The organism is Rhizobium sp. L51/94, from assembly GCF_019355555.1.
In the GTDB taxonomy this organism is placed as follows: Bacteria; Pseudomonadota; Alphaproteobacteria; order Rhizobiales; family Rhizobiaceae; genus Rhizobium; species Rhizobium rhododendri.
The window spans coordinates 314,151-338,280 of the sequence record NZ_CP072142.1 but is presented as its reverse complement, the minus strand read 5'-3'; the positions used below and the strand labels follow the sequence as shown (position 1 = coordinate 338,280).

The following is a 24,130-nucleotide window of genomic DNA, read 5'->3' as shown; positions in this document are numbered from 1 at the left end:
CTCAGGCGGCCTCGTGGGTTGGTGCGCGGCCGCCCATGAGCAGGCCGATCTCGTCGAGGTCGGCGTTGTCGGTATCGACGATGCCCATGATCCGGCCTTCATAGAGAACGGCGATCCGGTCTGAGACGTTCAACAGTTCCTCAAGTTCTTCGGAAATGAGGATGATACCGGCGCCGGCGTCGCGCAGCTCGACGATATAGCGCAGCATCGTGTTGATGGCGCCGACGTCAAGGCCGCGGCTGGGATAGGCGGCCACTAGCACGCGGTGGGCGATCCGCATTTCGCGACGCGCCACCAGCCGCTGCTGGTTGCCGCCCGACAGGTTGCGGACCGGCATGGCGAAATCCGGAATGGCCACCTCGGCAGCGGCGGCAATTTCCTTGGCCAGTGCCGCTGCCGAGGCCGGGCGGTAGATGCCTCCTGCCGAGATCCGCGGTGTCTTGTATTCGCGCATGACGGCATTGACGGTGATGCTCAGCGCCGGCGCCAGGCCGCTGTGCAGTCGGTCTTCCGGAATGTGGCCGATGCCGCTATCTGCAAAAAATGCCGCATTGCCATTCTCCACCGTGCTGCCATCGATCAGGATGCGGCCTGCGCTGAGCGGGCGAATGCCTGTCAGCACCTGGCTGAACTCGCGCTGCCCATTGCCAGCGACGCCCGCAATGCCGACGATCTCGCCGGCCCGGACGTCGAGCGAGACATCGAACAATGCCTGATTGCCGTTGTCGCCCGAAGCCGAGACGTGCTCAAGGCTGAGCGCCGGTGTCGCCGACATGGCAGCCGCGGTCGGCGAGCGCTGGCGCATGTCGGCAAGCACGATATCGCGACCGACCATGAGCTTTGCAAGCATGCGCGGATTGCACTCGGCCGCCTCGACCGTCGCCATCTTGCGGCCGCCGCGCAGGATGCTGATGCGATCGGAGATTTCCAGCACCTCGTCGAGCTTATGGCTGATGAAGATGACGGCATTGCCGCTGGCGACGAAGTTGCGCAAGGCCTTGAAGAGCTCGCGGGCTTCGGCAGGAGTCAGCACTGCCGTCGGCTCGTCGAGGATCAGCACGCGCGCCTGGCGGGCAAGCACGCGCAGGATTTCGACGCGCTGCTGCTCACCCGTCGACAGGTCGCTCACCCGCGCTCCCGGTCGGGTCTGGAGATTGAATTTTTCGGCAAGCGCCTCAGTCCGGGCTTCCAGAACAGGCGCCGAGGCACGGCGGGGTGTCTCAGACCAGCCGAGATGGATGTTTTCGGCAACAGTGAACGCCTGCACGAGCTTGAAATGCTGATGCACCATGCCGATGCCCGCAGCGATGGCCTGCAGCGGGGTGGCGAACTGCTTGGCGTAGCCGTCGATAATAATTTCGCCCGCGTCTGGCTGGTAGATACCGGTCAGGATGTTCATCAGGGTCGACTTGCCGGCGCCGTTTTCGCCCAAGAGGGCGTGGATCTCACCGGGCATGACATCGAGGTCGACATTCTCGTTGGCGACGACGCCTGGAAAATACTTGGCGATACCCTTCAGCTGGACCAAAGGCGGCGCACCGGCAGGAGCTTTGAAACGGATCGCGTTTTCAGTCATCAATTATGCACCGGAAGGGAAGCAGCGACCCCGGCCGCAAGGCCGGGTCCCGGATTGGCGGTCGTCGACCGGGATCAGCCGGAAAGGCCCGAGACGCCCTCGACCGACCAGTCCCAGTTGTAGAGTTCCAGGTCGGTCATCGTCTGGCCGGCAGCAACCCGTACCTTTCCGCTTGCATCCTTGATCTCTCCGGTAAACGGCGACCAGCCGCCAACCATCTTCTGGCGGACTGCGTCGGCCGCCGCCGCGACGTCGGTCGGAACCTTTTCGCCCCATTTGTCGCGATCGACGCCAGCACCCATAGCAAACAGCTGCTCGGTCGGCGTCCAGGTGCCGGCGAGACGCTTGCCGACCTGGTCGACATAGAATTTGGTGAAGTCGATCAGCACGGACGAGACATAGGAGTTCGGGCCGTAGCGGCGGATGTCGGTGTTCCACATCGCCGCCCAGACGCCACGCTTTTCCGCGACCTGGAGATATCCGGCTTCGTCCATGATGCCGAAGAGGAAGTCGCAGCCGTTGTCGATCAATGCCGTGCCGGCCTGCGTCGCTGCCTGCGGGTCGAACCACGAGTTGATGACGATGGTCTGCAACACGGCGTTCGGGTTGACGCTGCGAGCGCCCATCAGGAACGCGTTGGTCGATGCATAGACGGAAGCGACCGGGAAAGAGGCGATGTAGCCGAGCTTGCCGGTTTTAGACAGATGGCCGGCGGCCACACCGATCACATAAGTCGGATACCAGTGAGCGAGGTAATACCAGCCGAGATTGTCCATCGTCACGCGGCCGTCGCATTCCATGAAGGCGACGTCGGTGGCGCGCTTGACCACCTCATGCAGGAAATCGCCGTTGGACGACGTATCGAAGATGATGTTGGCGCCCTCGCTGACGAACTGGCGATAGGTGCGTGTGGCGTCGGCCGAGTAGGGAATGTTCTCGACCTCGAGAACCTTCTTGAGTTTGGGATAGGCCTTCTTGACGGCCAGCAGACCCTGATGGTGGGACCAGGTCCATCCCTCGTCGGAGATCGGGCCGACATGGCCGAAACCGACGACAGCGTCTTCTTCCTTGATCGGGGGAAATGCCGAGGCGGCCAATGCCTGGCGGGCAAAGCCTGTCGGCAGCATCAGCGAGGCGGCGCCAGCGGCACTCATGTTCAAAAATCCGCGCCTTGAAAGCGTACGCAAGTCCAGCATGGTATCCCCCTTTATAGCCGGCTTCGGCCAGCGTTGATTTATGCGACGCAACAACTGTGCCAGATGACGAGGACCAATTTCCCGGTCGAAAACGGCTCTGGAGCGGCGTAGATCTGCGCGGTTTCGTCCATCTCAATCTTGCAAGAAGCTATCGGCAATCACAGTGTCAGACGGCATTTGTTCGGAATAGTGCCAATATTTCGAAGGCACTCAGGCGCAAAAGGCAACAACTCCGTCACCAAACTGGCTTGAACTCTCCGGCAAAAACCGGATAGGATGCACAAAACTAAGGCGCGATTAAAATTTATGCAAAACGGGTCATTTTCATGCAGGTCAAGGCTACTGGGAGACCGCAGAACGGCACTTGCCCGAGCGAGGTTGAGCGATGATCGAAGCGGCTAGCTTTACCTTTCGCGGTCAGATGATCTGCGACAGCTTCACGGAGTTTGCCACGCATCGCGCCCGCAAGCTGGATCTGCAAATCGACTTCGGCGCCTGCGACAGTGCAGCTGCCAGCCTTTCGGTGCGCGGTCATGGCGATCTCGTCGATGCGTTCGAGATGGCCTGCAGCCTGGGCCCTTACGATTGTATCATCCTGGATATCGAGCGGCGTGCTGCGGCATGAAGAGGAGCGGATCATGAGACTGGAAGCAGGGTGGGTGCCGGTCGGGCTTTCGTCCTCGATCGAGCCCGGAACCTCGGCGGGTGCCGTCGTCGACGAGCAGGAGATCGTCGTCTGGCGCGACAGCAGCGGCATCGTCCATGTCTGGGAGGATCGCTGTCCGCATCGCGGCATGCGGATGAGCTTCGGCTTCGTGCGCGGCGACCATATTGCCTGCCTCTACCACGGCTGGCAGTATGATGCTGCCGGTCAGTGCCGCTACATCCCGGCCCATCCTGCGCTGGACGTGCCTTCGACGATCAAGGTGCCGACATATCTTGCGCGGGAGGACTACGGGATCATCTGGGCGACGGCATCCAGCGAGGCCGTTTTGCCAGATGCCGTGGGTGCCGCAGAATTCGCGCCCGTCCGCAGCCTCTATGTCGATTGTCCGATCAGCGATGTGCTCGCGGCGCTCGATCAGGCAGGAATGAAACATCTGGATGCCAACACCGGACTGCTGGCGGCGGATGGCGACCGGCTGCTCATGGCCGTCCAGCAAGTCTCCCCCGACAAGACCGCCATTCACGGTGTCATTCTCGGCCCTCATTCCCCGCAGGCAAGCGGCAGGCAGGCGCACCACGCCCGCCTGATGGAAAAGATGCGGTTCGAACTCGAGCAAACGGCGGAGATGGCCTGATGCCGGAAATCACCCTCTACGGCTACGAACTCGACGAAAACAGCTACCGCGCTCGCCTTTTGCTATCCATGCTCGGGCTGGATTGGCAGACCGTGGCCATCGACATGTTTCCGGGGCAGGAGCACGGGAAGCCGGCCATGCTGGCTCTCAATCCGCTCGGGACGCTTCCCGTCGTCAAGGATGGCGATCTCGTCGTTTACGGCATGGCGCCCGTTCTTCTTTATCTTGCCCGGGCGCACGACGCGGCGCAACAGTGGCTGCCGCACGACCCGAAGGCCTTCGCCGACGTCGTCCGATGGGTCGGCTTTGGCGACACTGCCCTTGGCCCGGCGGTGGCGGCCCGGCTGCAGGCGCTGTTCGATACGCCCGGTGACGAAACAACGCTTCGCGCCTCGGCCCGCAAAGCCTTCCGGATCATGGACGACCACATGACAATCCGCCATTTCGATGGGCTGGAGTGGTTTTGCGGCAGCGGTCCGACGCTTGGCGACCTCATGCTTTTCCCATCCTTCGCCCTCAGCCGCGATTTCGGCATCGATCACGCGGAGTTCCCGGCGCTGCGACGCTGGATCCGGCATTTCCGCTCGCTCAAGGGCTTCCTGACCATGCCCGGCATTCCCGATTATCACTGAGAGCGGAAAGGCGCGGCTTATGGGCATGTTGGCATGATGGATCCGTTTCGGCTCGGGCTTGTGGCCACCCGTCTCCACTACTTTCAGCTCGTGGCGCGTCTTGGCTCCATTCGCCAGGCAGCCCAGGCCCTGAACGTCGCACCGTCCTCGATCAGCCGTATCCTGAAGCAGCTCGAGGAAGAGCTCGGCACGCCTCTCTTCGAGCGTGTCCGCCAGCGGCTGAAGCTCACCAGCGCCGGTGAACTGATGCTCTATCACGCCCGTCTCAGCCTGTCGGAACTGAAGCGCGCCTGCACCGAGATCAACGATCTCAACGGACTGCATCGCGGTACCGTCTCCGTCGCCATCATCGAAAGCGTCTCGCGGGGATTGATGCCGGACGCCCTGCAGGAATTCTGGAAGCGGCACCCGGAGATCTCCGTCGATGTCAGGGTGATGGGATCGCAGCAGGCCGCCGATGCCGTGGCCGCTGGCGAATGCGATCTTGCTGTCGTGTTCGACGTCAAAGTGGCGCGCAATGTGCGGCGCATTTCGACTGTGCTGTTGCCGCTCGGCGTACTGGCGCTCCCGGATAGCCGTCATGCGCAGAAGAAGGAACTGAAGCTGTTCGACCTTGCCGGCGAACGGGTCATCCTGTCTGACGCCAGCCTGACGCTCGGCGCCTGGGTCGAGGATGCTTTCAGCCGATCTTTCGTCGACCTCACGCCCCGCGCGCGCACCAACTCCATCGGGCTCATGATCGATCTTGCCAAGCGCGACCTCGGCACGGTGCTGCAGACCCGTGTCGGCATCGAACAGGAGATTGCCGATGGGACGCTGACGTTCGTCCCCTTGCACGACGCCAAGGTCAATCCGCGCAAGCTGATGCTTCTCTCGCGCTCGGAGAAGGAAATGTCGGACGCCGCCTCGGCGATGGGCAGGCTTCTGGCGCAGTCGCTTGATGGATCGGAAGATCGAACATGATGACATGTTGCTTTTGGCGCATTGCATGGATCGAAAACAAGACCCTATTCGGAACATCCGGCATTTGTCACCCTGACCGGGAAGAGAGGATGCCCGATGAAAAAATCTGCTGTTGACGCTGTCATCCGTGGCCTGAAAAAGGCCGGCGTGAGCGTCGTTTGCTACCTGCCGGACTCGCTGTTCAAGGAGCTCTACCCGGCGCTTGATGCCGATCCCGATATCCGCACGATCCGCGTCACGAACGAGGGAGAGGGCGCCGCGATCTGTGGCGGGGTTTTTTTGTCCGGCAAACGGGCAGCATTGGTGATGGAAAATTCCGGGCTCAGGGCGTCTGTCGAACCCCTGGCGCGCATGGGCCTTGGTGCCGGCATCCCGGTCGTCATGCTGATGAGCTATCGCGGCGAGCTCGGCGAGAACAACTGGTGGGCGATCCCCCATGGCATAACCATGGAGCCGGTGCTCGACGCGCTGCGCATTCCGTACCGGATCGTGCGCGAGGAAGAGGCGATCGAGCGGGCCATCACCGACGCCTTCAAGTGGTCCTATGCGGCCTATTACCATTCGGCAATCGCGCTTGGCGGGGAGATCGTCCGATGAAACGCTTCGATTGCATGAAAGCCCTTTCGGCCCGGCTGAAGGATGAGCTCGTCATCCTCTCCCTCGGTGGCAGCGTCGACGAATGGTACAACGCGGCGCCGCATATGCGGGAAGCGAGCCTTTTCCAGCAGCAACTCGGCTGCGTCACCCCCCAGGCCTTCGGACTTGCCGCCGGCCTGCCACACAGGCGCATCGTCTCGCTGGATACGGACGGCGGCATGATGTTCAACCTCGGCATTCTCGCGACGCTCGGCAACGAGCAACCGAAGAACCTCCTTGTCGTCGTCTGGGACAACGAGATCTACCAGTCGATCGGCGGCCCGCCGACGCATACGGCCTTCGGACGTGTCGATATCGCTGCCATCGCGCGCGGCTGCGGCATCGAAAATGCCTTCACGGCACGCAACGTGGAAGAGTTCGACGCCCATTGCGCCGCAGGGCTTGCAGCCGACGTCCCCTATGTCATCGTCGCCAAGGTTGCCGGCACGGTGCAGCCGGACATCAAACGCAAGCACAGCGATGGCCGGGAAGACAAATACATCTTCGTCCGCCATGTCGAGGCGAGCGAAGGCATCGTCATCATGGGCCCCAGCGAGCACAACTGAACAGGAACTATCGTTCGATGTCCGCCGTCGCCATTCCCCAGAAGCCGCTTTCCAGGGCCTACGACTATATCGTCGTCGGATCGGGGTCGGGCGGCTGCGCGGTGGCACGGCGTCTGATCGACGGCAGCGACGCGAGCGTGCTCTTGATCGAAGCCGGAAGCTCGGGCTTCGGCATTCCCGAAATCGAAGACCCGGCGGCCTGGGTGCCGCTCGGCCGCAGCCGCTACGACTGGGGCTACGACTATGCGCCGACGCCTGCCGTCAACAATCGCGTCATCGGCATTCCGCGCGGCAAGGTGCTCGGCGGCTCCAGCAGCATCAATGCGATGATGTGGTATCGCGGCCATCCGATGGACTACGATGCCTGGGAAACTGCCGGCGCAAAGGGCTGGTCTTTCAAGGATGTGCTCCCGTTCTTCAAGCGCTCGGAAGACTGGCAGGACGGCGCATCGGACCTGCGCGGTGCAGGCGGCCCGTTGCGCATCGAGCGATGTGCGACACTGCACCCGACAGCCGCGGCGATGCTCGACGGCGCCCGGGCGCTCGGCATTCCCGTCATCGACGATCCCAACGGCCCCGACAACGAGGGTGCTGCCGTTTCCAATTTCAACATATCCGGTGGCAAGCGTTGGAGTTCGGCGAAAGGCTATCTCGAGCCGGTGCTCGACAACGAGCGGCTGACGGTGGCGACAAATTCGTTCGCGATCCGCCTCGGGATCGCAAACGGCCGGTGCGTTTCCGTTACCCATCTGGTCGACGGCCGTCCGCACGAGACCGAAGCAACGACCGGCATCGTTCTCGCCCTTGGAGCGATCGACACGCCGCGCCTGCTGATGATGTCCGGCATCGGCGATCCCGCCGAGTTGAGGCGGCTTGGGATAGACGTCCGTGCCGCACTTGCAGGCGTCGGCCGCAATCTCCAGGATCATCCGCTGGTGCAGGCCTGCGTCTTTCGCGCCAGGCAGCCGCTTGGGCCGACGATCGGCAATGGCGGCGGCACGATGATGAACTGGAAGTCGAGCACTCATCTGCCGCAAGCCGACCTGCATGCCTTTCCCGTCCAGGGCAACAGCGCCGAGCCGCGCATTCGTGAACTCTATGATCTTCCCAGTGACGTCTTTTCGATCGGCTGCGGGCTGATGCGCTCGAAGAGCGTCGGCTATTTGAGGCTGCTGAGCCCGGAGCCGGGCGGCGCGCTGGAAATCCAGCCCAATTACCTTGCTGAACCGAGCGATCTCGACGCCCTCGTCACCTCGGTGGAAATGATAATGGCGCTCGCGGCAACGCCCGCCTATGCGGACTGGTTCGGCGGATACGCAGCCCCGCCGGCGATGCTCGGCCGAAAGGACATCATCGCCTACATCCGCAACGCCTGCTCGACCTTTTTCCATGTCTGCGGAACCTGCGCGATGGGCAGCGGGGAAATGGCTGTGGTCGACAGCAGGCTGAGGGTCATGGGCGTCGCCGGGCTGACGATTGCCGACGCCTCCGTGATCCCCATCATTCCGACATGCAATACCCACGCGCCGGTAACGATGATCGGCGAGCGGGCGGCCGACTTCCTGCTCACCGCAACCGGGACCTGAGCCCTCGGCGCGGGACCGGATAAACGAAATTGGAACCATCATGGCAAGTGCAAGACAGATCATCGCCGGCGACCATCTCCTGACCATGGATCCGGCAAATCGCGTCGTGACGGGTGGTGCCGTGCTGATCGACGGCGGACGCATCGAGGCGGTGGCGCCGCTTGCCGAACTCGTGGCCGAACATCCGGAGGTGTCCGTCAGAAAGATCGAGAATTCCGTCCTGATGCCCGGGCTCATCAATGCCCACGCCCATTCCGGTTTCCTGCGCGGCACAGCGGAGCACCTGCCCGTCTGGGACTGGCTGACCCTGCATATCAACCCGATGCACCGCATGCTGCAGCCGCACGAGGCGGAGGCGGCGTCTTGGCTCTGTTACGCGGAATCTGTCCTCGGCGGCACGACGACTGTCGTCGACATGTGGCGATACATGGACGGCAGCGCAAAGGCTGCGGCCGCCATCGGCAACCGGCTGGTGGCCGTGCCCTATGTTGGCGAGCACCCGGAATATAATTATTTCGACACGCTCGACATGAACGAGGCGATGATCGAGACCTGGCATCGCAAGGCGGATGGCCGCATCAACGTCTGGGTCGGCCTCGAACACCTCTTTTATGCCGACGAGGCAGGCCAGCAACGCGCCATCGCCCTTGCCAAAAAATATGACACCGGCTTTCACACCCATTGCAGCGAAGCAGAGATCGAGCTGGCGGAGTTCGGCAAGCGCTATGGCAAGCGGCCGATGTTTGCGCTCGAAGAGCTCGGTTTCTTCGAAGCACCGCGCACCATGATCGCCCACGGGGTCTGGCTCGATTCGGCAGAGATCGAGCTCATCTCGAGGTACAATGTCTCCATCGCCCATAACCCGGTGAGCAACATGAAGCTTGCAAGCGGCATCGCCCTCGTTGGCGAGATGCTGGCAGCCGGTGTACCGGTGGGGATCGGCACGGATGGCGAGAAGGAAAACAACAACTTCGACATGTTCGAGGAAATGAAGGTCGCCTCCCTGCTCGGCAAGCTGAAGGATCTCGATGCGGCCGCGATGGATAGCTGGGACGTCCTGCGCATGGCGACGATATCAGGTGCAAGCGCCATCGGGCTCGATCACGAGATCGGCTCGCTGGAAGCGGGCAAGCGGGCGGATCTGATCGCCGTGCGCACCGATACGCCGCGCATGACGCCGGTTTTCGGCGAGGGCCCCTATTTCAACCTCCAGCACAACCTCGTCCACGCCGTTCGCGGCGGCGATGTCAGCATGACGATGGTCGACGGGAAGATCCTAGTCGAGGACGGCATGCTGAAGACCGGCGACATGAAGGCAATCATCGCCGAGATCCACCGCATCGCACCGCCGCATTTTGCTCGCCGTGCGGCATGGCTGGCAGAGAACGCCGGCGGCACGGCGCAGTGGACGAAGGCTGAATAGGAGCCTCCATGGCAAAGACATCCGACAGAGCTGCACTGGACGAATGGTACGCTGTCGAGACCGCAGCGGACGTCACCGGAGTGCCCGTGCGGACACGGTTGCTCGGACAGGACATCGAGATCGTGCGCCAGCAAGGCGGGCGGATTGTCATTTGCGAAGTGCATTCCGGCGTGGCGTCTGGCGCACCCTTGCCTGCGCAGGAGAAATACGGTTGCGTCTGGACGACGCTCGGCCATCCGAACAGGGACATCTTCAACATCTCGCAAGCCTCGGAGACCGATCGCCGGTTTGTACCCTGCGGCTGGGTGAGGATGCGGGCATCAGGCCTTCGCGTCGTCGAAAATTTCCTCGACATGGCACATTTCCCGTTCGTTCACACGGACATCCTCGGCTCGGAGCCGCACACCGAAGTGCCGGGCTATCTGAGTGAGGTCCGCCGCGATGTCGACGAGGTCTGGGCGACCAACTGTACCTTCTTCCAGCCGCGCATTGCTGCCACCGAGAGCGAAGGCGCCTTCGTACAACTGACCTACCGCGTGCCCACGCCTTTCTGCGTCATGCTCTATCGCGTCTGCCCGACAGCGCCGGATCGGCTCGACGCCATTGCGCTGTTCATCCAGCCGATAGAAGAGGGTCTCTGTCGGGCACAGCCCGTCATGTATCTGGTCGACAACGCCTCGACGCATACCTCGCTGCTACACTTCGAGCAGATCATTTTCCTGCAGGACCGCATCGTCGTCGAGAACCAGCGGCCGCTTCTGTTGCCACTGGAACCGCGCCAGGAAATCCCGACCCGCGCAGACAGCTCCTCCGTCGCCTACCGCCGCTGGCTAAAGGAAAAGGGTATCCGTTTCGGCACAACGATGGAGGCCGGCTGACGATGACCCGCGCCGCCTTCACCGTGCTCCATCCGTCGTCCGTCGGGAATGCCCTCGGCATGATGCGGGATATCGAGGATGCGCGTCTCGTCGCCGGCGGAACGGCCCTGCAACTCGAGTGGGCAAAAGGTGCGGCGAAACCGGTAAGACTGATCGATCTCGGGGGCATAGGCGAGATGACCGGTATCTCGCTCGACGACAAGATCATCCGCATCGGAGCCCTTACGCCGCTGTCGGCGCTCTTGAGGGATCCGCTGGTTGCCGAGCGATTGGCGATGCTCGCGGTATCGGCAGCATCGGTGGCGGGCCCCGCAGTGCGCAATATCGGCACAATCGGTGGCAATATCGCCGGCCGCAGTGGCTGCCTGCTGCCGGCCCTGCTGGCGCTTGATGCTTGCCTGGAAATCGCCCGCACAGGCGGCACCGGGCGCGAAAGCCTCCGCCATTGGCTATCGCAGCCCGCCACTCCGCATGAAGTAATCAAGGCTGTCATCCTTCCCAAGACGTTCCCTGTCTTTCGCTGGACCACGCGAAAAATCGGATTGCGCGCCGCCTTCACTCCGAGTGTCATCGGCATTTCCGGCCTCATCGGACTAACGGATGGCAGGATCGAAACCGTGCGGCTTGCTGTCGGCGGTGGCATCGTGGCAGCGACACGCCTGGTTGCAACAGAGGCGAGCCTCGGGGGTCTCGCTTGGGCCGATGTCGACTGGGACGCGCTGCACGCCCGGTTGATAGACGAAATATCTGCTCCCGATGATATGTTTCGATCTGGCCGCTACCGCCGCCACGTCGCTGCCAATGCCTTGGTCCATGGCCTGGCCGGGGTGCCCGAATTGCCCGCACGATCCCGCAGGTGCCGGCTGGAAGCGCCGCCGCTCGCAGCAGAAATTCGGCTGAGCCGGAGGGACCAGCCGCAGCGCTGGCACACGCGCCCGGACGTGGAGGCCAAGATCGCTGGCCAGCTGGCCTACCTTACCGACCGAAGAATGTCCGGCATGCTGGTCGGGCGGATCTTGCGCGCTGGCGTTGGCCACGCCCGGATCGTCTCGATCGACACGCGCGATGCGCAGGCTCTGCCGGGGGTTGCTGCCGTCGTCACCCATCGCGACATCAATGGTGTCAACGCCTTCGGTATCGTCGTGCAGGATCAACCGGCACTATGTTTCGACAAGGTGCGGTACAAGGGCGATGCGGTCGCGGCTGTCGCCGCCGTCGACGAAAGGACGGCACAGGCAGCGCTCGATCTCATCAAGGTCGAATATGCCGCACTTCCACTCGTCACCGATCCGCTGCAGGCTCTAGCCGATGATGCGGCCGCCGTGCACGAGGGCGGCAATCTCCAGCGAAGCTTGCATTTTTCACGCGGCAACGTGGTGCAAGGCTTTGCCACTGCGGCCCACATCGTCGAGCGCGTCTATACGACGCCACGGCAGATGCATGGATTCATGGAAACAGAAGGCGGCTATGCGCAGGTGGAGGCGGGCGGCGTTCTGTCGATCTTCGCCGGCGGCCAGCACGGTGCCCGCGACCGCCAGCAACTTGCGCGAATTCTGGGGCGGCCGGAGGAGACGATCCGCGTCGTCACCAGCCCGACGGGCGGCGCGTTCGGTGGCAAGGACGAACTGACGGTGCAGCCGGCACTGGCGCTTCTTGCCGAGAAAACAGGGAAGCCGGTTCGCATCCAGCTGTCGCGCGCAGAATCGGTCGTTGCCGGCATCAAGCGCAATCCGATGACGATCCGCATGCGCACCGCCTGTGATGCCGATGGCCGGCTGCTCGCCCAGGAGGTCGATGTCCTCTCCGACGCCGGTGCCTACGCATCGCTCGGTCCCGGCGTTCTTGAGACCGCGCTCGAACATGTGGCCGGACCCTACATCTTAGAGAACGTCGAGACCCGGGGTCGCCTTGCCTATACGAACAATGGTGTCTGCGGCGCATTCCGAGGTTTTGGCGCCAACCAGATGACCTATGCGATCGAATGCCAGATGGATCTGCTGGCAGACCTCTGCGGCCTGACGCCGGTCGAGATTCGTCGCCGCAATCTGCGCCAGCCCGGCGCGCCCGGCTATCTCGGGCAGATTGTGTCTACCTCAGAGCGGTTGTCCGAGATGCTGGATGCCGCTGCCGCAAGTTCTCTGTGGCAGGAGGCGGACGGGACAGGGCCCGAGGAGATCGTTGGGGTCGGCATGGCGTTGAACTATCAGGGCAATGGTCTCGGCTCGCTGGTTCCCGACCCGGCCGGCGGCAGGCTTGCTCTCTCCAAGGACGGCTTTATCGAAGCGGCCTATGGCCTCGATGAAATGGGGCAGGGCCTGCTGACATCGATCAAGGCAGCCGTTGCCGACCGGCTTGGCTGCGGGCGTGACGATGTCCTGCCGGTGACGGGGGATACCCACCTTGCGCCCGATTCCGGCTCGACCACGGCATCGCGCGGCGGCTATGTCGTCTGGCAGGTGGCCAAGTCCGCCGGCGCGCTGCTGGCGCCACAGTTGCTCGAGGCCGCCGGACTAAAAATCGGACGTCCGGCAATGAGTTTGCGGCTTGCACCCGGTGGCTTTGCCGACGCCGGCAGCAACAGCGGGGACCTTCTCCTCACCTACCGTGAGCTGGCCCGCTCGCTGGGGCCGGACGCGCTGCCCAGCGCGACGGTCGCCTTCGACTTTCCGAAGACGGACTATGAGGCAGGCAACGCCCGCTACATCTTCGCCTTCGGGGCATGTCTGGTGCGGGTTGCCGTCAACCGCGTGACCGGCAGCGTGCGCGTCATGGACATCAGGCAGCACACGGCGGCAGGCCCGGTCATCGACGTCGCCGCCTATCTCGGTCAGATGGAGGGTGGCGCCATCCAGGGGCTCGGGTTTACGCTGACGGAAGACGCCATGATGCACGACGCCACCAACATGAACGGCAATTTTGACAGCTACATGATGCCCGGCATCAGGGACAGTGCTTCAGCAATGTCGGTCTATGCCCTGGAAGATCTGGACGCGGGCGACGAGCTTGGGCCGCGCGGGGCCGGCGAACTCGGCATCGGCGCCATCGCGCCGGCGATTGCCAATGCCGTTGCCGGTGCCATCGGCCACCGGCCGCTCAGCCTGCCGCTTTCCCCGGAGGCAATCCTCGATGCGATGGCGGGGCGGGCATGAGCACCGTGGCGACGACGCACGTCAACTTCCGCCTCAACGGCGAAACGGTCGCCCTCGAAGTGCCGCCGGATATGCGGCTGGCCGAACTGTTGCGCGACGAACTCGGTCTCACCGCCACCAAGATCGCCTGCGGCATCGGCCGATGTGGCGCCTGCACCGTTTTGATGAACGGCCTTGCCGTCAATGGTTGCTTGGTCATGGCATGGCAGTTGCCGGATGCAGACATCGTCACGCCGGAGGGGATCGATGCCTTCGCGATCGCGCGGGTCGTGAAGGCAGCGCTGGCCGAAGAAAACGCCTTCCAGTGCGGCTACTGCGCGCCCGGCTTCCTGATGGCCCTGACGGCGCTGTTCATCGACTTGCCGGCCGCTGGCGAAGCGGAGATTCTTTCTGCGCTCGAAGGCAATATTTGCCGCTGCACCGGCTATCATTCGATCATTCGCGGTGCGCTCAACGCATCGGCGCGGCTTGAAGCTGCTCAATTGGCCTGCGGGCCGGGAGATCCACACCCATGACCATCCCAATCCGCATCTTCGAGCCCGCCAGCGAAGGCGCGCGACGCTTTCTGGCACAAACAGACAAGAAACTGCTGATCGATGGCGCGTGGGTCGCGGCCGCCTCCGGCGCCACGTTCACGACGTTCGACCCAGCCACCGGCAAGTCTCTCGCCGAACTGGCGGCGGCAGGAGCAGCGGATATCGATGCCGCCGTGTCGTCGGCACGGCGAGCATTCGAGGGAGATGCCTGGCGCGGCATGACGCCTTCGGCGCGGGGCAAATTGCTGTGGCGGATCGCCGATCTCATCGATGCCCATGTCGATGAACTTGCCGAACTCGAGACTCTCGACCAGGGAAAATCTCTCAAGACCGGACGCTTCGGCGAGATCCCCGCCTCGGCCGAGCAGTTTCGCTATTACGCCGGCTTTACCACCAAGATCCTCGGCACGACGATCCCGACCTCCATCGGCTACCAGCCGCCGGGCAAGAAGATATTCGCCTATACGACGCGCGAGCCGATCGGGGTCGTCGCCGCCATCACGCCGTGGAACTCGCCGATGCTAATGGCAGCCATGAAGCTGGCGCCGGCGCTGGCGGCTGGCTGCACGGTCGTGTTGAAGCCAGCCGAGGAGACGTCGCTGACGACACTGCGGCTTGCAGAACTGATGCTCGAGGCCGGGCTTCCGCGCGGTGTCGTCAATATCGTCACCGGGATGGGCGAGACCGTCGGTGCGGCCTTGACCGCCCATCCCGGGGTCGACAAGGTCGCCTTTACGGGCTCGACCGAGGTGGGCAAGCTGATCGTCGGCGCTGCACGCGGCAACCTCAAGAAGCTGACGCTGGAGCTCGGCGGCAAGTCGCCGGCCATTGTCATGCCGGATGCCGACATGATGCTTGCCATCCCCGGCATCGCGCGCGGGATCTTTGCCAATGGCGGCCAGGTCTGCGTCGCCGGGTCGCGTGTCTATGGCCACCGATCGATCTATCAGCGGCTGGTCGAAGGGCTGGCGCAAGAGGCGGCCAAGCTGCGGCTCGGCCATGGGCTCGATCCGGATGTGGACCTCGGCCCCCTCGTCGATCGCCGGCAGGCCGATCATGTCGCGCGCTACGTGGCAGAGGGCGCCAAAGAAGGCGCCGAGATCGTCACAGGTGGCGCGCAGGACGGGGAGCTAAAGACCTTCTATCGGCCAACAGTCATGACCGGCGTCCGTCAGGACATGCGAATGATGCGGGAGGAGATCTTCGGCCCCGTGGTGGCTGTCACACCGTTCGATGATGCCGACGAGGCCATTTTGTTTGCCAATGATTCGCCCTATGGGCTTGCGGCCAGCGTCTGGACACAGGACCTTAGTTCTGCCCATCGGCTTTCCGCCCGTATTCGTTCAGGCACCGTCTGGATCAACTGCCATTCGTATTTCTCACCCGAATTGCCGAAGGGCGGCCACAAGCAATCCGGCTGGGGATATGAAAACGGAGCGCCGGGCCTCGAGAACTATCTCGAAACCAAGACGGTCTGCGCCGTGGTCTGAGCGCGCGTCAGCCGGAGTGTCGGGCGTCTCTCCGGCCGGCGACGCGGTGCTCACTTCTTCGGAAGATAATCGTTGGTGACGAAGGTCGAAAAGTCCGGCGCCGAGGTCAGGACCTTGCCGTCGCCATCGACGAGGATCTTGGCCTTCACCAGATATTGGCCAAAAGCATCGATCTTGGCGAGATCCATATTGCCGATGACACCATCGGCGCTGCGCAGGTAATGGCCGGACACCAGTGCCTTCATCGACTGCGCCACAAGGGCGTGGTTGGTGAGCGTGTCCGGATTGGCGGCGATCAGGATGTCCCCGGCTTCCTCGGGATGATCTGCGGCAAAGGCGTATCCTTTCTGAACGGCGGCAAGAAACCCCTTGGCGGTGTCGCCATTGGCCTTCAGGTAGCCGTCGCTGGAGACGATGAAGGTGGTGTACTCGTCAGGCACGCCATAATCGCTGTAGGTGAATTCCTTGAGCTTGGCACCGCGCAGTTCGGCCTCGACGCCTTCCCAGGTGGCCACTTCCAGGGTAAAGTCGACGGAACCGTTGGCGAGCGCCTCATAGGCCGATGTGCCCAGCGTCACCGTCTTGATATCGCCCTTGCCACCATCATGCTTGATGATGTCGGTGATCAGCGCATTTTCCCAGGCACTGCCGAAACCGCCATAGGTGAGGCCGTCGAGATTTTTCGGCGACTGGATGTCGGTGCGCTTGGCATCGACGATCAGCCGACCGGTTTCCTTCTGGACGACAGCATAGACCCCCTTGAGGTCGGCTCCGGCGGCCCTCTGCGAATAGAAGCCGATGCCCGCAATGCCGAAATCCGCAACGTGGTTGCTGACCAGCGTGCCAGCCGCCGTATCGGTGTAGGGCAGGATCTTGACGTCGAGCCCGGCATCCCGGAAGTAGCCTTTTTGCTCGGCCACGAACAACCCGACATGGTTGGTGTTCGGCGTCCAGTCCAGCGCGATATTGACGGTTTTCAGATCCGCCGCCGCAACGGGGCCAATCGAGGCGAGGGCGGTGAAAACGGACAGCGCAAGCCCGAAGGCGCTGCGGCGAGGGAACGAGGGCATGGGAACTCCTGCTGTGATATTAAGAGATGGGATTGGGTGGCAAAAAGGGCGCATTTTCCGGACCGATCAGCGCCTCCAGCAGCGCCGCCTCGATACGGGCGGCAACGGGGGAGGCGAGGTCCGCCAAGGTCCTCGGACGCGGCAGCGGCACCTCGATTTCGGCAAGCACCCGGGCGGGGCGAGCCGAGAGGACGTAGATCCGGTCAGAGAGGAAAATCGCCTCCCTGATGTCATGGGTGATCAGCAGCGCGGTCCACCGGTTCTGGTCCCACATCTGCTCGAGCCAACGCTGCATGGAAATCCGCGTGAGCGCGTCGAGCGCGCCGAAGGGTTCGTCGAGCAGTAGCATCTTCCGTTGCTGGACGACGGTGCGAAGCAGCGCCACGCGCTGTCGCATGCCGCCGGATAACTGGTTGGGGTAATGCCGCTCGAATCCCGCAAGCTCGAAGGTTTCCAGCAGAGGCTCGACCTGCGCACGGGCCATCCTTTTCGATAGTCCCTGCACCTCCAGTCCGAGCGTCGCGTTGTCGATGATCCGGCGCCACGGCATCAGGGCATCGCGCTGCGGCATGAAGGCGAACGTGTCGCTCGCCTGGTCCAACGGCCCGCCGTCGAAGACGATTTGGCCGGCATCGGCGACAATGGCCCCGGTCAGCACCTGGAACAGCGTGGATTTGCCGGCGCCGGAGGGCCCGAGCATCGACACGAATTCGCCGTGCCCGACATGCAGCGTCACGTCCGCGAGCACGTCGAGCGGACCGAAAGATTTGCGGATGCCGGCAAGCGACAGGCGGGCCGGTTGGCTCATGGCTGGCGATCCTTGCGATCCGTATTCCAGGGTGTGGCGAGACGCTCTGCGCCGACCGCCAATGCGAAAAGCAATAGTGTCAGGCAGGAACTGACAGTCACCGCCGCCAGCACCAGGTCCGGCCGAAAATTGTTCTTCGCCGATAGCATGTAGATGCCGAGCCCTTTTGCCGCGCCGGCATATTCCGCAAAGATGGCGCCGACGACGGCATAGGTGATGGAAATTCGTAACCCGGTAAAGAAGTAGGGAATGGCCGACGGCAGGCGCGCCAGAACGAAGACCCGCCATCGGGAGGCACCCATGGACGACAGCAGCCATTCCATTTCGCGGTCGGTGGACTCATACCCCTGAACGAGGGCCACCATCATCGGGAAAAACGTCACGAGCGCCACCAGCAGTATTTTCGGCAGCAGCCCGAAACCGAACCACAGCACCACCAGCGGCGCAATGGCGACCAGCGGCAACGTCTGGCTGACGATGAAGACCGGCACCAGCGCGCGGCGCGCCGGCTGGAAGAAATCGACCACGACAGACATCAGGAATGCCACGGTCAGCGAGAAGCCGAAGCCGGTAAACGTGGCCGCAACGGTCGGGATGGCATTTTCGAGAAGCACCTGCCAGTTGACGACGATCTGCTCGAACACCCGCGACGGCGCAGGCAGGGTCGTCGCCCGGATGCCGGAATAGCGGGCGTAGAGTTCCCAGGCGACGAGCAGACCCGTCATCAACGCCAAGGCCGGCCAGCTTCTTGTGAAGGCGCGAATGACCGGCAGCAGCGCAGGCAGGTTGTTCATCGATCTTATCTACGGGTGACACACTGGATTGAAATCGGGTCGAGGCTTGCAGCCCCGCCTTGGATCTTGATAGCGCCTTTGCATGACACGCTTAAAGCATTAGATCGCAAACATATGAACGTAAACAGGAATTTCGAAGTGTCGCGGACGGTTTTGAAGACAACGATGCGCCTTGCCGGAAATGCCAACGGGCTGCAGGGCGTCGCCCCCAATGATGCGCCCGGAAACACCCACGCTCTTGGCCCCTGGAGGATGATGCGGGCTCTTGGAGACAGATCATCACTGAATGACGCGGAATTGAGAAAATTATTTGCAATTGCTCATTTCCTTCGCAGTTTCCTGTGCATATTTGAGAGACAGTTTCTGCGATCTTTCGCACTCGAACATCAACACCGGGATCGGTACCGACATGACACTGCTGAAATCCATCGCCGCCATCGCACTCGTTCAGGCCGCATTGCTGTTGCCGGCCCATGCTGGCGAAAACCTCGCTGCCATCAAATCCGCCGGTGTCTTCAAGGTCGGGACCGAAGGCACCTACGCGCCTTTCACCTTTCATGATGCCAGCGGCAAGCTCGCCGGCTTCGATGTCGAGATTGCCGAGGCGATCGCCGCCAAGCTGGGTGTCAAAGCCGAATTCGTCGAAGGCAAGTGGGATGGGCTGATCGCCGGCCTCGATGCCAAGCGCTATGACAGCGTCATCAACGAAGTCGGCATCACCGATGCTCGCAAGCAGAAATATGATTTCTCGGACCCATACATCGCATCGAAAGCCGCACTCATCGTCCGTGACAACGACGACAGCATCAAGGGCTTTGCCGATCTGAAGGGAAAGAAGGCAGCGCAGTCTTTGACGAGCAATTATGGCAAGCTGGCCGAGCAATCCGGTGCCGAGCTCGTTGGCACGGATGGCTTCGACCAGTCTATCCAGCTGGTCCTCACCCGCCGCGCCGATGCGACGATCAATGACAGCCTGTCCTTCCTCGACTTCAAGAAGCACAAGCCGGACGCGCCTGTGAAGGTCGTCGCAGAGGAGGCCGACGCCAACTATTCGGGCGTCATCATCCGCAAGCAGGAGCCCGAGTTGCTGGCTGCCATCAACAAGGCGTTGGCCGAGATCAAGGCCGACGGTACCTACAAGACGATCTCCGAAAAATATTTTGGCCAGGACGTCTCCAAGTAACGGAAGGCGAAAGCCGTTTCCAAATCCTGAAAACCACGATAGTGAACGAACGGGCGCTCAGTGATCTTTCGCTGGGCGCATCGCTTTTTAAGGGAGATACCCTTGCCGCACTGGCTTCAATTGATGGCGGATTCGCTCGCGCCTCTGCTCTGGGCAGGGCTAATCTTTACGATACCGCTGACCCTGATGTCCTTTGCCTTTGGGCTTATTCTCGGACTTGTCACGGCAATAGCGCGCCTGTTCGGCCCGGCTCCTGTGGCAGCGATCGCCCGCTTCTACGTCTGGATCATCCGTGGGACGCCACTATTGGTGCAGCTCTTCGTGATCTTCTACGGCCTGCCGAGCGTCGGGATCCTGCTCGATGCGTTTCCGGCAGCCCTGATCGGCTTCACGCTGAACATCGGCGCCTACAGCTCCGAGATCATCCGTGCCGTCATTTCATCGGTTCCGAAGGGACAGTGGGAGGCGGCCTATTCGATCGGCATGAGCTGGCGCCAGGCGATGATCCGGACGATCCTGCCCCAGGCTGCCCGCGTCGCGGTCCCGCCCTTGTCGAATACCTTCATCTCGTTGGTGAAAGACACGTCGCTCGCCGCAGCGATCACGGTGCCGGAACTGTTCCAGGCCGCACAGCGTGTCGTCGCCACCACCTACGAGCCGCTCATTCTCTATATCGAGGCTGCCCTGATCTACCTTGCACTGAGCTCGGTCTTGTCGACGCTGCAAGTGCGACTGGAGCGACGCTTCGCCCGGTATGGTGGCATGATGGAGGCCAACGCATGATCGAGCTTACAAACATCGAAAAGCGTTTCGGCGACCTAGTCGTCCTCAAGGATATCAACATCACCATCCCGGAAGGCAGCGTGACTGCGCTTGTCGGCCCTTCCGGGGGCGGCAAGAGCACGCTGCTGCGGTGCATCAACCTGCTGGAAATCCCGACCTCCGGCGCGATCCGCCTCGGCGGGGAGACGCTGACCTTCGCACCGGGCAAAAAAACCAGCTGGCAGGCGATCCAGAAAATCCGCCGGCAGACCGGCATGGTCTTCCAGAATTTCCAGCTCTTTCCGCATCAGACCGCCATTGAAAACGTCATGGAAAGCCTGGTCACCGTGCTGAAATGGCCGCGTGACAAAGCGCGTGCCAGCGCTATGGATCTTCTGAAGAAGGTCGGTATGGAGCACAAGGCAGATGCGTGGCCCGCGACCCTGTCCGGCGGCCAGCAGCAGCGGATAGCAATCGCCCGTGCGCTCGCTCCGTCGCCCCGCGTCCTGCTTTGCGACGAACCGACATCGGCGCTCGATCCTGAACTTGCCGCCGAGGTTGTCGATGTCTTAAGCAAGCTTGCGTCTGAGGGGACGACCATGGTGATGGCGACGCACGACCTCCGGCTGGCGTCGAAGATCGCCAACAACGTGGTGTTTCTGGAGGCAGGCAGCGTCGTCGAGACCGGCGATGCAAGGCTCCTGTTCACTGCGCCACAGCGCGAGCGCACCAGGCAGTTCATCTCGACCATCAACGCCGCCAACACCTACGATATTTGAGGCGCGGCCGTCTGGCGGTCTACCAGAGGACATTTTCGACTGGTCGGATCGGCTTCGTGGCATTGCCTCCGCCGACCAGTTGCTCGAGGTCGATCTGTATTGTCCGGCAAAGCGAGGTCAGGGGCACGTCGTGGGCACGATTTTCGAACGGATCCTGCAGATCGGAGCCGATGCGATCCATGGCCAGCAGCATGAAACCGACGATGGTCGATGCAAGCGGTGTATAGATCGTTAGGCTATCGACAAGACCGATTGGCAGCAGAATGCAGAAAATGTGAACGAACAGCGTCGGGTAGTAGCCATATTCACGCGGCAGAGGCGTATTCTTGATCCGCTCCATTCCGCCCTGGGCATTGCTCATGTCGACAAGGACGCTTTCGATCTGGATACTACGCATCGAATCGATCCAGCCTTGCTGGCGTGCGTCGGCCAGTAGCGCGGCAGTCTCGTTGAGGATTGCGTTCGGCACATTTGTCACCCCCTTCAACGACTCGAGTTCGTTGTCGCAGAGGAAGGCTCGGATCTCGTCCTCGTTCGGCTGCCGACGCAGATGACAGCGCAGGGCGTTCACGTAGGCGATCTGGCGTCGAACGAGGTCGTGGCGCAGATCGAAGCTTTCGCCGTTTTTGTCGATCAGGTGGAACACCTCTCGCCCATAGGAGCGCGACGCGTTCACCATCGCCCCCCAAAGCGTCCGCGCCTCCCACCAACGATTATAGGCGTTGTTGTTCCGGAAACCCAGAAACAGGGCCAGTGCCGATCCGAGCAGGCTCATCGGCAGCGCTGGCAGATCCAGCCAAGGGTGGGGAAGATAGACATAGGCCAGAGTGATGGCGATATCCCAGAGGAAGAGCAGGGCAAGAGGCCAGCCGATATAGCCGAGCATCCGGTGTAGACGAGCTGACTGGGGCAAAACCATGCAGCGGTTCCCGTTGTGAAAATCGAAGCGACGTCAAATCAGATAGTGTGCGTTGCAGCATTTTGCGAATGAAACACGGCTGCTTTTTGACTGCAGCCAGCGCGCGATTTGCCGCCGAGCTGCTCGCGCGCGTGTCATAGGCGCGCGGAGGCGTCAGGGAATTGTCTGGAGATCGGTTTGACGAAACTCGTCATGCGTCGCGAGCATCGGCACTTGGTAATATCTGGCGCATGCATAATGGAGGCAATCGCCAAGGTTTAGTCTGTTGCGACCGCTACCGTATTTGTCGGCCGCCATCAGTGATAGGGTCGTGGCGCTCTTGCCGGGCGGCAGGTCGTATAATTCGATGCCGCGCGCCTCCAGGAATTCCATCAAGAATGGCTCGATGTCAGCAATCGACCGGTCGAACTTATCGGGCCTTGCCAAGGCCATTGCTGCTTCGAGGACAGCGACGGCGGATGTGATCCGCGTCTTTGCGGACAAAAGGGCATCTGCAACACGCTTGGCTTCAGGTTCGTCAGATGCAAGAGCAATGATGGCGCACGCGTCAACGTACATTATTTCCCGTCCCACATCTCGTCAAAAACCGACCTGGGAAGAGGCTCCTTGCCCCGGGCGGACAAAACGAGGCCGTGCTTGGCGCGCAGCCGCGCAGCCGTTTCCGTTGCGCTCTCCAGATTAAGACGTCGCTCCAGCGCCTCCTTCATGGCGATGACGATAGCATCGGTTATGCTCACACCGGCGACGCTTGCAAACTTGCGGGTCAGAGCATCGGCCTGCGGGTTGTTGACGTTGATGGCCATCGGTATCTCCTTGTAGATCCTCACACCAGAAGATATACATCTTTATACATCTTTCTATCTACATACAATGAGGCCACCTCGCCTCACGACCGCTGATAGGGCCATCACCCTCCCATCCGGGTCCTTTCCGATCTGGCGAAATTTGTATTCGTGTGGACTGCTCCTATCTATCAATCATCATCAAGGAGGCAGTTGACTATGTTCGATGCGAAGAAACTTCTCGACCAGTTCCTGACGTCGCAGGTTCCCGGGCTCGGAGGGACAGTGCGGGACCGGGCGGGAGATGCGATCGGCAAAGCCCGGGAAAACCCGTTGGCAACAAGCGCGATCCTCGGCGTGTTGCTTGGCACCAAGACCGGGCGCAGCATCGCTGGAAATACGCTTGCCGTCGGCGGCCTTGCCGCCATCGCAGGGCTTGGCTACCAGGCCTACAAGAATTACCAGTCGGGCTCCGCGCCGGTGACATCGCCGCAGGTTTCTTCGCAGGGACAACAGCCTGTGCTGCCGCCGCCGGATAATTCCCCCTTCGCACCGTCTTCGCCTGCCAACAGCAACGAGTTCGTGCTGGTGCTTATCCGCGCCATGATTGCCGCTGCCAAGGCCGACGGCCATGTCGACGATGCCGAACGGGCGCTGATCATGGACAAGATTGCAGCGGCCGACGTGACGGGTGAGGCTGCGAATTTCATCCAGCGAGAATTGACCTTGCCAACGGACCTCGACGCCCTGATCGCAGCGGCCGTCAGTGAGGAACAGAAGGTCGAACTCTACACAGCCTCGAGGCTGACGATCGAGCCGGATACTCGCGCAGAGCGAGGCTATCTGGATCTTCTCGCAGGACGCCTTGGCCTTGCCGATGGTCTCGTCGATCATATCGAGGCAATGGTGGTGCAGACGAAGAACGCTGCTCCACAATAACAATCGCGCAAAATTGGCATTCACGCTTTGGTGACGGCGGCAGCCACTGGCTGCCGCTTTCATGCCGGAATTCCCGTTATAAATTCGCTGGAATGGGCACAAGGCCGCGCTCGAGTGGCATCTTTAGCCGAATTCCAGGCCGGCCGTTGGAACTATAGGGGT

At 62.1% G+C, this 24,130-nt stretch carries 24 protein-coding genes; 16 read left to right on the top strand and 8 right to left on the bottom strand.

Annotation, left to right across the window (positions count from 1 at the left end; genetic code table 11):
• Position 1: 1 nt before the first annotated feature.
• Positions 2-1,576 carry an ABC transporter ATP-binding protein gene (locus J5274_RS19630; RefSeq protein WP_209207200.1) on the bottom strand — a complete coding sequence of 525 codons (1,575 nt, stop codon included), beginning with the start codon at positions 1,574-1,576 and terminating at the stop codon, positions 2-4.
• Positions 1,577-1,650: 74 nt separating this feature from the next.
• On the bottom strand, positions 1,651-2,772 hold the full coding sequence (locus tag J5274_RS19625; RefSeq protein WP_142831382.1) for a BMP family ABC transporter substrate-binding protein: 1,122 nt from the start codon (positions 2,770-2,772) through the stop codon (positions 1,651-1,653).
• A gap of 385 nt (positions 2,773-3,157) precedes the next feature.
• On the opposite strand from J5274_RS19625, the gene J5274_RS19620 reads away from it, so the two are divergent.
• The 12 genes from J5274_RS19620 (at position 3,158) to J5274_RS19565 (ending at position 15,932) form a co-directional block, all read left to right on the top strand.
• Positions 3,158-3,397, top strand: coding sequence for a hypothetical protein (locus J5274_RS19620; RefSeq protein ID WP_224128722.1), 240 nt, complete (start codon positions 3,158-3,160; stop codon positions 3,395-3,397).
• A gap of 13 nt (positions 3,398-3,410) precedes the next feature.
• Positions 3,411-4,073, top strand: coding sequence for a Rieske (2Fe-2S) protein (locus tag J5274_RS19615; protein WP_142831383.1), 663 nt, complete (start codon positions 3,411-3,413; stop codon positions 4,071-4,073).
• Positions 4,073-4,705: a glutathione S-transferase family protein gene (locus tag J5274_RS19610; protein WP_142831384.1), complete on the top strand. Its 633-nt coding sequence runs from the start codon at positions 4,073-4,075 to the stop codon at positions 4,703-4,705. Before J5274_RS19615 ends, J5274_RS19610 begins: the two co-directional genes overlap by 1 nt.
• Before the next feature lie 33 nt (positions 4,706-4,738).
• On the top strand, positions 4,739-5,668 hold the full coding sequence (locus J5274_RS19605; protein WP_224128719.1) for a LysR family transcriptional regulator: 930 nt from the start codon (positions 4,739-4,741) through the stop codon (positions 5,666-5,668).
• Between the two features lie 96 nt (positions 5,669-5,764).
• Positions 5,765-6,265 (top strand): thiamine pyrophosphate-binding protein, encoded by a 501-nt coding sequence (locus J5274_RS19600; protein ID WP_111222304.1) that lies wholly within the window; start codon positions 5,765-5,767, stop codon positions 6,263-6,265.
• On the top strand, positions 6,262-6,870 hold the full coding sequence (locus J5274_RS19595; RefSeq protein WP_142831385.1) for a thiamine pyrophosphate-dependent enzyme: 609 nt from the start codon (positions 6,262-6,264) through the stop codon (positions 6,868-6,870). The genes J5274_RS19600 and J5274_RS19595 overlap by 4 nt, the downstream gene beginning before the upstream one ends.
• A gap of 17 nt (positions 6,871-6,887) precedes the next feature.
• The gene (locus tag J5274_RS19590; RefSeq protein ID WP_143123286.1) at positions 6,888-8,456 is read left to right on the top strand and encodes a GMC family oxidoreductase; all 1,569 of its coding nucleotides are present in this window, start codon (positions 6,888-6,890) and stop codon (positions 8,454-8,456) included.
• A gap of 40 nt (positions 8,457-8,496) precedes the next feature.
• Positions 8,497-9,879: an amidohydrolase family protein gene (locus J5274_RS19585; RefSeq protein ID WP_219275531.1), complete on the top strand. Its 1,383-nt coding sequence runs from the start codon at positions 8,497-8,499 to the stop codon at positions 9,877-9,879.
• Between the two features lie 8 nt (positions 9,880-9,887).
• On the top strand, positions 9,888-10,757 hold the full coding sequence (locus J5274_RS19580) for an aromatic ring-hydroxylating dioxygenase subunit alpha (RefSeq protein WP_143123284.1): 870 nt from the start codon (positions 9,888-9,890) through the stop codon (positions 10,755-10,757).
• Between the two features lie 2 nt (positions 10,758-10,759).
• Positions 10,760-13,906 (top strand): molybdopterin cofactor-binding domain-containing protein, encoded by a 3,147-nt coding sequence (locus J5274_RS19575; RefSeq protein WP_219275530.1) that lies wholly within the window; start codon positions 10,760-10,762, stop codon positions 13,904-13,906.
• A complete protein-coding gene (locus J5274_RS19570) occupies positions 13,903-14,421 on the top strand; it encodes a (2Fe-2S)-binding protein (protein WP_209187992.1) in 519 nt (172 codons plus the stop codon). The genes J5274_RS19575 and J5274_RS19570 overlap by 4 nt, the downstream gene beginning before the upstream one ends.
• Entirely contained in the window at positions 14,418-15,932 is a 1,515-nt protein-coding gene (locus J5274_RS19565; RefSeq protein WP_209187991.1) for an aldehyde dehydrogenase, read from the top strand. The genes J5274_RS19570 and J5274_RS19565 overlap by 4 nt, the downstream gene beginning before the upstream one ends.
• A gap of 50 nt (positions 15,933-15,982) precedes the next feature.
• Here J5274_RS19565 and J5274_RS19560 read toward each other — a convergent pair whose 3' ends face one another.
• The 3 genes from J5274_RS19560 to J5274_RS19550 are packed head-to-tail and all read right to left on the bottom strand — an operon-like array spanning position 15,983 to position 18,604.
• Positions 15,983-17,002 carry an ABC transporter substrate-binding protein gene (locus J5274_RS19560; protein WP_209188032.1) on the bottom strand — a complete coding sequence of 340 codons (1,020 nt, stop codon included), beginning with the start codon at positions 17,000-17,002 and terminating at the stop codon, positions 15,983-15,985.
• Between the two features lie 19 nt (positions 17,003-17,021).
• Positions 17,022-17,810, bottom strand: coding sequence for an ABC transporter ATP-binding protein (locus tag J5274_RS19555; RefSeq protein WP_219275529.1), 789 nt, complete (start codon positions 17,808-17,810; stop codon positions 17,022-17,024).
• Entirely contained in the window at positions 17,807-18,604 is a 798-nt protein-coding gene (locus tag J5274_RS19550) for an ABC transporter permease (RefSeq protein ID WP_143123279.1), read from the bottom strand. Before J5274_RS19550 ends, J5274_RS19555 begins: the two co-directional genes overlap by 4 nt.
• Positions 18,605-19,013: 409 nt before the next feature.
• Here J5274_RS19550 and J5274_RS19545 point away from each other — a divergent pair, with 409 nt between their 5' ends.
• The 3 genes from J5274_RS19545 to J5274_RS19535 all read left to right on the top strand — a co-directional run bounded on the left by J5274_RS19545 (position 19,014) and on the right by J5274_RS19535 (position 21,328).
• Positions 19,014-19,787 carry an amino acid ABC transporter substrate-binding protein gene (locus tag J5274_RS19545; RefSeq protein ID WP_142831395.1) on the top strand — a complete coding sequence of 258 codons (774 nt, stop codon included), beginning with the start codon at positions 19,014-19,016 and terminating at the stop codon, positions 19,785-19,787.
• Between the two features lie 102 nt (positions 19,788-19,889).
• Positions 19,890-20,570 (top strand): amino acid ABC transporter permease, encoded by a 681-nt coding sequence (locus tag J5274_RS19540; RefSeq protein ID WP_111221433.1) that lies wholly within the window; start codon positions 19,890-19,892, stop codon positions 20,568-20,570.
• On the top strand, positions 20,567-21,328 hold the full coding sequence (locus J5274_RS19535; protein WP_209187989.1) for an amino acid ABC transporter ATP-binding protein: 762 nt from the start codon (positions 20,567-20,569) through the stop codon (positions 21,326-21,328). The genes J5274_RS19540 and J5274_RS19535 overlap by 4 nt, the downstream gene beginning before the upstream one ends.
• Positions 21,329-21,347: 19 nt before the next feature.
• Here J5274_RS19535 and J5274_RS19530 read toward each other — a convergent pair whose 3' ends face one another.
• From J5274_RS19530 to J5274_RS19520, 3 genes are all read right to left on the bottom strand, one after another.
• Positions 21,348-22,247 carry a bestrophin family protein gene (locus J5274_RS19530; protein WP_142831397.1) on the bottom strand — a complete coding sequence of 300 codons (900 nt, stop codon included), beginning with the start codon at positions 22,245-22,247 and terminating at the stop codon, positions 21,348-21,350.
• Positions 22,248-22,400: 153 nt separating this feature from the next.
• On the bottom strand, positions 22,401-22,805 hold the full coding sequence (locus J5274_RS19525; RefSeq protein WP_219275528.1) for a type II toxin-antitoxin system VapC family toxin: 405 nt from the start codon (positions 22,803-22,805) through the stop codon (positions 22,401-22,403).
• Positions 22,805-23,050: a type II toxin-antitoxin system VapB family antitoxin gene (locus J5274_RS19520; protein WP_142831399.1), complete on the bottom strand. Its 246-nt coding sequence runs from the start codon at positions 23,048-23,050 to the stop codon at positions 22,805-22,807. The genes J5274_RS19525 and J5274_RS19520 overlap by 1 nt, the downstream gene beginning before the upstream one ends.
• A 198-nt stretch (positions 23,051-23,248) precedes the next feature.
• On the opposite strand from J5274_RS19520, the gene J5274_RS19515 reads away from it, so the two are divergent.
• A complete protein-coding gene (locus J5274_RS19515) occupies positions 23,249-23,968 on the top strand; it encodes a tellurite resistance TerB family protein (RefSeq protein ID WP_219275527.1) in 720 nt (239 codons plus the stop codon).
• Positions 23,969-24,130 lie beyond the last annotated feature (162 nt).